Source organism: Mesorhizobium sp. M7A.F.Ca.US.006.04.2.1 (assembly GCF_004022915.1).
Lineage (GTDB): Bacteria > Pseudomonadota > Alphaproteobacteria > Rhizobiales > Rhizobiaceae > Mesorhizobium > Mesorhizobium ciceri.
Genome location: NZ_RZQA01000519.1, coordinates 1 through 4656 on the forward strand (window position 1 = coordinate 1; position 4656 = coordinate 4656).

The window sequence follows — 4656 nt, forward strand, 5'->3', positions numbered from 1 at the left end:
GCCGTGCAGGATCGCCGCGTCCGCGGTCTCCAGCGCCACGTCGGTGCCGCCGCCCATGGCAATGCCGATATCGGCGGCCGCGAGCGCCGGCGCGTCGTTGATGCCGTCGCCGACCTTGGCGACCTTGAAACCCTCGCGCTGCAATTCGCCGACGATGCGCTGCTTGTCCTGGGGCAACAGGTCCGCCCGCGCCTCGATGCCGAGCGAAGCGGCGATGGCTTGCGCCGTGCGGCGGTTGTCGCCGGGCAGCATCACCGCGCGGATGCTCTCGGCCTTCAGCGCCGCGATCCCGGCCGCAGCATCCGGCCGCGGCTCGTCGCGCATGGCAATCAGCCCGGCCACCACGCCATCGGCGACCAGCACTGACACCGTCTTGCCCTGGCCGTTGAGGCTGTCGACGGCGAGGCGCTGCGCTTGCGTCATGTCGGCGCGTTCGCCCGCCGCCTGGCCGGAGCCGAGGAAGACGGCGACGCCGCCAACGCTGCCCTCGACACCCTTGCCCGAGATTGCCTTCGCCGCGAGAGCCGGCGGCACCGGCGCCTTGTCGGCCTTGGCCCGGTCCAGGATCGCCATCGCCAACGGATGGCTGGAGCCCTGCTCCAGTGCTGCCGCCAGCGCCAGCACGGTGCGTTCATCCCTTCCATACGCCACGACGTCGGTGACGGCAGGCTTGCCTGCGGTCAGCGTGCCGGTCTTGTCGAAGGCGACCGCCGTGATCCGGCGAAAGCCTTCCAGCACCGCACCGCCTTTCATCAACAGGCCACGCCGCGCACCGGTCGCAAGGCCCGCGGCGATCGCCGCCGGGGTCGAGATGACCAGCGCGCAGGGGCAGCCGATCAGCAGGATCGCCAGGCCCTTGTAGATCCATTCGTTCCAGTCGCCGCCGGCAAGCAGCGGCGGCAACAATGCCACCAGCGCACCGACCGCCAGCACCGCCGGCGTGTAGGTGCGCGAGAAGCGATCGATGAAGCGCTCTGTCGGCGCCTTGGCCTCCTGCGCCTCCTCCACCAGCCGCACGATTCGGGCGATGGTGTTGTCGGAAGCGGCCGCCGTCACCCGCACCTTGAGCACGCCATCGATGCTGATCGTGCCGGCAAAGACGGCGTCCGCAACGCCCTTGCGCTTCGGCGTGCTCTCGCCGGTCACCGGCGCCTCGTCGATTTCGCTCGCGCCCTCGATGATCTCGCCATCGGCCGGGATGCGGTCGCCCGGCCGCACCAGGATGATATCGCCGACCGCAAGGTCTTCGGCGGGACACTCCGATGTGCCGCCTGCGCGCTCGACCAAGGCCGTCTTCGGCACCAGATCGGCAAGTCCCTGGATGCTCGCCCGCGCCCGGCCGGCGGCGACACCCTCCAGAAGCTCGCCGATCAGGAAGAGCACCACCACGGCGGCGGCCTCTTCAGTGGCACCGATCATCACGGCGCCTATCGCCGCGATGGTCATCAGCATCTCGATCGAAAACGGCGTGCCGGCCAATGCGGCCATCAGCGCGCGCCGTGCGATCGGCACCAGGCCGACCAACAGCGCGGCCAGGAACACCCCGCGTTCCGCCACCGGGAACAGATGGCCGATGCCGTATGCGGCGAGAAGCGCTGCCGCGCAGGCGAGCGTCAGCACCGCCCGGCGGGAACGCCACCACGCCTGCCCCGTCTCGGAATGGCCATGATCGGGATCGGGATCGTGGCTCGCATGATCGTGGCCTTCATGGTCATTGTGGACGTGATCGGCGTGCGCCTTGTTTGACATCGGCGATACATGTGCCTCGGCCCTGACGATGCCGTAGCCGAGCCGAGCAACCTGCTGCAGCACCCTGTCTTCCGGCAACGCGCCGCCATGGCTGACCGTCATGCTGGCACCGGTCACCGAAACCGAGACATCGGCGACGCCGTCTAGGCGACGCACCGCCGTATCGATCTTGGTTGCGCAAGAGGCGCAATCCATGCCGCCGATCTTGAACCGCGTCTGCCTGATTTTTACCTGGTCGAGGGGCGCCGTCATCACATCACCTGTCTGTCTTGCCCGCGCGGCGTCGCCGCATGGGTCTTGAACGCTGATGTCAGGCACTGTAATTGCTCTAGTCACTAGAGCTTCAAGAGGCAATTCATGTTTTCGATCGGTGATCTCTCGCGCCGCACCGGGGTCAAGGTGCCGACCATCCGCTACTACGAGCAGATGGGCCTTGTTGCCGCACCCGAGCGCTCGGAAGGCAACCAGCGCCGCTATTCCAGGCAGGAGCTGGAGCGGTTGGCCTTCATCCGCCACGCCCGCGATCTCGGTTTCGCCGTCGAGGACATCCGCTCTCTGATCGATTTGAGCGGCCACCCCGAGCAACCCTGCGGCCACGCCGACAAGATCGCCGAGGAGCAACTGATCTCGGTGCGGGAAAAGATTGCCCAGTTGAAGCGGCTCGAGGCCGAGCTCGAACGCATCGCCACGTGCTGCAATGGCCAGACGGTCGGCGATTGCTACGTCATCCGCGCGCTGTCGGATCATGCGCTGTGCGCCGATGAGCATGGTTGAGATACATCCTACAGCTCGATCCGGAACCGCAAGCTTTCCGCTCCGCCATAGGCGGCGTCCTCGAAAAAGCGTTCGACGAGCTTGCCGCCATTGGCCAGGATCACCTTGTGCGAGGCCGGATTGCCCGGTTTGGCGGTGATCTCGACGTGAGCCAGGCCGACCGCCCTCGCCTCCTCCAGCATCAGGCGCAGCGCCTGTGTAGCGTAACCGCGCCGCCGCTTCCACGGCACCACCGCATAGCCGATATGGCCGAGCACATGCGGCGGCAGGTCCGACGTGCCCTTCTGCCAGCGAAAGCCGATCGAGCCCGACGCCTCGCCGTCCCAGATCCAGCGGCGGAAGCCCGGCAGGCGCGGCACCTTTTTGCCGTCGGGCAAGGTGATCGGACCGCCCCTGGCCTGGGGATCATCGAGGTCGGCGAGAAAAGCCACGGGATCCCTTTCGATTGCCGCAAGCTGCTCGCGCGTCGCTTCCAGCAATCGCACATTGTCCGGCGACCAGCCGCGTTCGAGTGCCGCCTTGTAGGACGGCAGATGTTCGAACGCGGGTTTGACGATTTCGATCATGGTGCACCGGTGCAGACGCGATGCCCACAAAATAGCATGCTTGACCAGGGAGGCACGGTCCACCAAAGCGCGGCCCCATACGACAAAGGCCGCGCTCCCATCACTGGAAACGCGGCCCTGGCGTTGTGTCCTTGGGAGGACCGGCGATCCGGCGCGGCCGCGCCGGAGCGCCTTTAGCGATCTCAGGCGATGTCGAAGCGGTCGGCGTTCATCACCTTGGTCCATGCCGCAACGAAATCCCTGGTGAATTTCGCCTTGGCGTCCGCCGACCCGTAGACCTCGGCAAGCGCGCGCAATTGGGCGTGCGAGCCGAAGATCAGGTCGGCACGGGTGCCGGTCCACTTGACCGCCTTGGTCTTGCGGTCACGCGCCTCGTAGACTTCGTCGGAGCCGGCGGCCGGATCCCAGACCGTGTTCATGCTGAGCAGGTTGACGAAGAAGTCGTTGGTCAACGTACCCGGCCGGTCGGTGAACACGCCGTGCTTCGAGTTGGCCGTGTTGGCGCCGAGCACACGAAGACCGCCGACCAGCACCGTCATTTCGGGTGCGGTCAGCGACAGCAATTGCGCCCGGTCGACCAGCATGGCTTCGACCGACATCGGCTGCTTGCCCCTGACATAGTTGCGGAAGCCATCGACTTTCGGCTCGAGCGCGGCAAAGGAATGGACATCCGTCTGTTCCTGTGAAGCATCCATGCGACCCGGCGTGAACGGCACCTTGGCCTCGTGGCCGCCATCCTTCGCCGCCTTCTCGACAGCGGCGACACCGCCGAGAACGATGAGGTCGGCCAGCGAGATCTTTTTCCCGCCGGTCTGTGCCGCGTTGAACTCCTTCTGGATGGCTTCCAGCCTGGCCAGCACCTTCGACAGTTCCGCCGGCTGGTTGACCTCCCAATCCTTCTGCGGCGCCAGCCGGATGCGTGCACCATTGGCACCACCGCGCTTGTCGGAATTGCGGAACGTCGAGGCCGAGGCCCACGCCGTCGAGACCAATTCGGAAACCGACAGGCCCGATGCCAGGATCTTCGCCTTCAGCGACGCAATGTCCTGCTCGCCGACCAGTTCGTGGTCGACCGCGGGGATCGGATCCTGCCAGATCAGCTCTTCCTTCGGCACGAGCGGGCCGAGATAGCGAACGACCGGCCCCATGTCGCGATGGGTCAGCTTGAACCAGGCGCGGGCAAAAGCGTCGGCGAACTGGTCCGGATGCTCATGGAAGCGCCGCGAGATCTTCTCGTAGGCCGGATCGACCCGCAGCGCGAGATCGGTCGTCAGCATGGCAGGCGCGCGGCGCTTGGACGGATCGTGGGCATCCGGCACGGTTCCGGCGCCGGCGCCGCCCTTCGGCGTCCACTGATGCGCGCCCGCCGGGCTCGTGGTCAGCTCCCATTCGAAGTTGAACAGATTGTCGAAGAAGTTGTTGCTCCACTTGGTCGGCGTCGTGGTCCAGGTCACCTCGAGGCCCGAGGTGATGGCATCGCCGGCGATGCCCGTGGCATGCTTGCTCGACCAGCCGAGGCCCTGCGCTTCGATGCCGGCGCCTGCCGGCTCCGCACCCACAAGCGAAG

The 4656-nt window shown here is 66.6% G+C and carries 4 protein-coding genes; 1 reads left to right on the plus strand and 3 read right to left on the minus strand.

The genetic code is table 11. From position 1 onward, the window contains the following. Positions 1-2001 (minus strand): heavy metal translocating P-type ATPase (locus EN925_RS24160; protein ID WP_128336986.1); only part of this gene is annotated, 2001 nt, incomplete at its 3' end. Positions 2002-2106: 105 nt separating this feature from the next. Between EN925_RS24160 and EN925_RS24165 the strand changes: the two genes are divergently transcribed. Next, positions 2107-2523: a helix-turn-helix domain-containing protein gene (locus EN925_RS24165; protein WP_013530143.1), complete on the plus strand. Its 417-nt coding sequence runs from the start codon at positions 2107-2109 to the stop codon at positions 2521-2523. A gap of 8 nt (positions 2524-2531) precedes the next feature. Here the strand turns inward: EN925_RS24165 and EN925_RS24170 are convergent, their stop codons facing one another. Continuing rightward, positions 2532-3089: a GNAT family N-acetyltransferase gene (locus tag EN925_RS24170; RefSeq protein WP_013530142.1), complete on the minus strand. Its 558-nt coding sequence runs from the start codon at positions 3087-3089 to the stop codon at positions 2532-2534. A 182-nt stretch (positions 3090-3271) separates the two neighbouring features. Continuing rightward, positions 3272-4656 (minus strand): peroxidase family protein (locus tag EN925_RS24175; protein WP_348630363.1); only part of this gene is annotated, 1385 nt, incomplete at its 5' end.

Excerpts from the sequence above, each read along its gene's own strand:
- EN925_RS24170 (WP_013530142.1), bottom strand. The coding sequence starts at position 3,089 with ATGATCGAAATCGTCAAACCCGCGTTCGAACATCTGCCGTCCTACAAG.
- EN925_RS24165 (WP_013530143.1), top strand. The coding sequence starts at position 2,107 with ATGTTTTCGATCGGTGATCTCTCGCGCCGCACCGGGGTCAAGGTGCCG.